This is a genomic window from Candidatus Dormiibacterota bacterium (genome assembly GCA_036495095.1).
Lineage (GTDB): Bacteria > Chloroflexota > Dormibacteria > Aeolococcales > Aeolococcaceae > CF-96.
In genome coordinates this window covers 1-3,265 of the sequence record DASXNK010000066.1, presented here as the reverse complement: position 1 = coordinate 3,265, position 3,265 = coordinate 1, and the positions used below count along the sequence as shown (strand labels likewise).

General features: G+C 73.5%; 4 protein-coding genes. 2 read left to right on the top strand and 2 right to left on the bottom strand.

What is annotated here, in order from left to right:
• Positions 1 to 206: 206 nt before the first annotated feature.
• Together VGL20_06965 and VGL20_06960 are read right to left on the bottom strand one after the other, a co-directional pair.
• Positions 207 to 455 (bottom strand): hypothetical protein, encoded by a 249-nt coding sequence (locus tag VGL20_06965; GenBank protein ID HEY2703414.1) that lies wholly within the window; start codon positions 453 to 455, stop codon positions 207 to 209.
• Positions 455 to 790: a hypothetical protein gene (locus VGL20_06960; GenBank protein HEY2703413.1), complete on the bottom strand. Its 336-nt coding sequence runs from the start codon at positions 788 to 790 to the stop codon at positions 455 to 457. Before VGL20_06960 ends, VGL20_06965 begins: the two co-directional genes overlap by 1 nt.
• 179 nt (positions 791 to 969) lie before the next feature.
• On the opposite strand from VGL20_06960, the gene VGL20_06955 reads away from it, so the two are divergent.
• Together VGL20_06955 and VGL20_06950 are read left to right on the top strand one after the other, a co-directional pair.
• Positions 970 to 2,481: an MFS transporter gene (locus VGL20_06955; GenBank protein ID HEY2703412.1), complete on the top strand. Its 1,512-nt coding sequence runs from the start codon at positions 970 to 972 to the stop codon at positions 2,479 to 2,481.
• Complete coding sequence (locus VGL20_06950; protein HEY2703411.1) at positions 2,478 to 3,137, top strand: helix-turn-helix domain-containing protein; 660 nt, start codon at positions 2,478 to 2,480, stop codon at positions 3,135 to 3,137. Before VGL20_06955 ends, VGL20_06950 begins: the two co-directional genes overlap by 4 nt.
• Positions 3,138 to 3,265: the final 128 nt, after the last annotated feature.

Sequence of the window (3,265 nt, the reverse complement as noted above, 5' to 3'; positions counted from 1 at the left end):
ACGATCGCGGCGTCGGAGACCCCGGCGGCGCGCACCGCGGCGGCGTCCGCCTCCGTCACCTCGTCGGGAGTGAGCGTCACACGCTCCAGCAGAGCGAGGGTCGCGCGCAGGGATTCCTCGATCGGCGCCGACCGGTAGTCGGCCAGCACCCGGGCGGTGGTCTCCTCGCCCAGCCCCAACGACGCGACCGCGCCGTGAGCACCCGTTCAGAAGAGGCAGGCGTTGAGCTTCGAGGTGAAGGCGGCGAACAGCTCGCGCTGACCGACGCTCCACTCCGACGGCCCCCGCATCACCGCCTGGGTGATCTCGGAGAGCGGCCCGCCGAGCATCGCGGGACGGTACTGGAGGGTCCTGAGGACGTCGGGGGGACGGCCGCCCGGCGACATGGCGCCCACAACCCGGAGGAACAGCCGGTTGCGCAGCCGGTGGCCGCCGTCGAGGACGGCCAGCCGCATCAGTGCGCCTCCCTGGAGGGCATCCCCAGCGCGGCGAGCCCGGCCGCGAGCCGGACCTCGGCGGCGCCCACGGCCGCGGCCCCGGTGAGCTCGAAGATGGCGTCCTCCGACAGGCCCGCGGCCCGCAGCGCGCCGACGTCCTCGTCGGTGATGCGGTGGGCGTGGCGCCGCACCTTGTCCAGGTAGCTCCCGAGGGCGCCCTCGGCGGGCTCCCCCGAGAGCGCCGCCTGCCGGGCCGCCGCCGATGTGTCCCCCGCCGAGTGCACGACCGCGCGGTGGACCGCCGCCACCAGGGCGCCGTACCTCGCGACCGCTCCCCGGACGCCATCGGTCATCGCGATCACCTCCCGCCCGTATGGGCGCCGGGCGATCGTGGCCCGCGCCGGCCCGCGGGGTCAACCGGAGGTGTCGTCACCGAGCCGTCACCCGGCTGTGAGGGAAAGCGGACTGAGCAGTCCGGTCCGCACGATAGGGTAAGTGGACCACCTGTTCCACTTTTCGAGGAGCGCACGGCATGCTCGCCACCCCCTCCCCCGTCCGGCGCGCCGCGCGCACGTCCCCGGCCTGGTTGGTCCTCGTGCTCGTTTGCCTCGGCCAGTTCATGGTCGTTCTCGACGCGACCGTGGTGAACGTCGCACTGCCGAGCATCCAGCGGGGGCTGCACTTCGCAGCCGCGGATCTGCAGTGGGTGGTCAACGCATACACGCTGACCTTCGGCGGCTTGCTGCTGCTCGGCGGCCGCGCCGCGGATCTCCTTGGCCGCCGCCGGCTCTTCGTCGCCGGCATCGCGGTGTTCAGCGTCGCGTCGCTGATCGATGCGCTCGCGGTGACCCCGGGCATGCTCATCGCCGGCCGCGCCCTCCAGGGCGTGGGCGGCGCACTGGTCAGCCCCGCGGCGCTGTCGATCATCACCACGACCTTCGCAGAGGGTGAGGCGCGCACCCGTGCGCTGGGCGTCTGGAGCGGGATCGCGGCCGGTGGTGGCGCCATCGGGCTGCTGCTCGGCGGCATCCTCACCGACATCGCCTCCTGGCAGTGGGTGTTCATCGTCAACGTCCCCGTCGGCGCCCTCGGGGTGCTGCTCTCGATGCGCTACATCCCGGAGTCGCGTGCCGCCGTGGGCGGCCGGCGCTCGCTCGACGCCTGGGGTGCGGTCACGGTCACGGGCGGCCTGATGCTCGCCGTCTACGCCATCGTCCGGACCGGGACCTCGGGATGGACCTCGCCGACCACACTCGCCCTGGGCGCCGCTGCGGTCGCGCTGCTCGCCGCCTTCCTCGTCATCGAGACCCGCCACGACGCGCCGCTGATGCCGATGCGCATCTTCCGGATCCGCTCGCTCGCCGGCTCGAACCTGGTCATGTTCCTGGCGGTCGCCGGCATGTTCGCGATGTTCTTCTTCGCCACCATCTACGTCCAGGAGGTGCTCGGCTACACGCCGCTGCGCGCCGGCTTCGCCTTCCTGCCGGTGGCGCTGTGCATCGGCGTCGGGGCCGGCCTGGCGCAGGTGCTGATCCGGGTGCTCGGCGTCCGCGGTGTCGCCCTCCTCGGCCTCGGCCTGGCCGCGATCGGCCTGCTCAGCCTCGACCGGACCACCCTCGACGGCAGCTACCTCACCCAGCTGCTGCCGGGGCTGCTCACCATCGCCGTGGGCATGGGCCTGGTCTTCGTGCCGATGACGCTGATGGCCACCACCCGGGTCGCCGACGAGGATTCCGGCCTCGCCTCGGGGCTGCTCAACACCGCCCAGCAGGTCGGCGGCGCGCTCGGCCTCGCCATGCTCTCGACCATCGCCACCTCGCACGCCGCCGGCGCCGTCGCGGCGCTGCACCGGGCCCCCACCCGGGTCGACCTGGCAAGCGCGCAGCTCGACGGCTTCCACATCGCCTACGTCGCCGCCGCGGTGATGATGGCGCTGGCGGTGGGCCTGCTCGCGGTGATGGTGCGGCGCAGCGACGTGTCGGACATCGCCGGCGGCAGCCCCGGGCTCGCCGCGACGGCGGCGGACGAGGAGGTCGCGGCATGACCCCGATCGCCGACGAGGCGCTCCGCGCCGACGCGCGACGCAACCTGGCACTGATCCTCGGCGCGGCACGCGAGGTGTTCGCCGAGAACGGCCTGAGCGCGGGGGTCGCCGAGGTGGCCCGCCGCGCCGGCGTCGGCAACGCGACCATCTTCCGGCGCTTCGCGCAGAAGGAGGACCTGATCGCCGCGGTCGTCGAGCGGGTGATGCGCGAGCGCATCGACGAGGAGAGTGCGCAGCCGGCCGGCGGCTCACCCGGCGCCGCGCTTCGCGGGTTCATGGAGCGCATGATCGACTGGCAGCTCCGCGACCGTGCCCTTCTCGAGTGCATGCCGGCGGGAGTCCTCGCCGACCCGCGGCTGGAGGCGCTGCGCACCGAGCTCAGCGAGCTCGCCGCGCGTCTGGTGGCGGCGGCCCAGCGCTCCGGCGAGGTGCGCGATGACGTCGGCTACGAGGACGTGGTCGTTCTGGGGATGGCGGTGGCGCACACCGCCGCAGAGCTGCAGCAGGTGGGGCCGGACCTCTGGCGGCGCTACCTGTCGATCGTCCTCGATGGGCTGCGCCCCGGCGGTGGCGAGCTTCCGGGAAGCAGCCCGTCGTGGACGAGCGTCTGCGCGGGGAAGGTCACCGCCCACCAGCGGCACGGGCGACCTGAGTGAACTGGGGGCATCGTCACCGCCCCGCCCCGATGTCCACGCCGTCGAGGTAGCTGCTGAAGACCGCCACCTGGTGGAGTTCGCAGGGCTCGCCCGGCGAAGGTGATCCGTGCCGTCGTGCGTCCAGTCCG

Excerpts from the sequence above, each read along its gene's own strand:
- VGL20_06965 (HEY2703414.1), bottom strand. The coding sequence starts at position 455 with ATGCGGCTGGCCGTCCTCGACGGCGGCCACCGGCTGCGCAACCGGCTG.
- VGL20_06955 (HEY2703412.1), top strand. The coding sequence starts at position 970 with ATGCTCGCCACCCCCTCCCCCGTCCGGCGCGCCGCGCGCACGTCCCCG.
- VGL20_06960 (HEY2703413.1), bottom strand. The coding sequence starts at position 790 with ATGACCGATGGCGTCCGGGGAGCGGTCGCGAGGTACGGCGCCCTGGTG.
- VGL20_06950 (HEY2703411.1), top strand. The coding sequence starts at position 2,478 with ATGACCCCGATCGCCGACGAGGCGCTCCGCGCCGACGCGCGACGCAAC.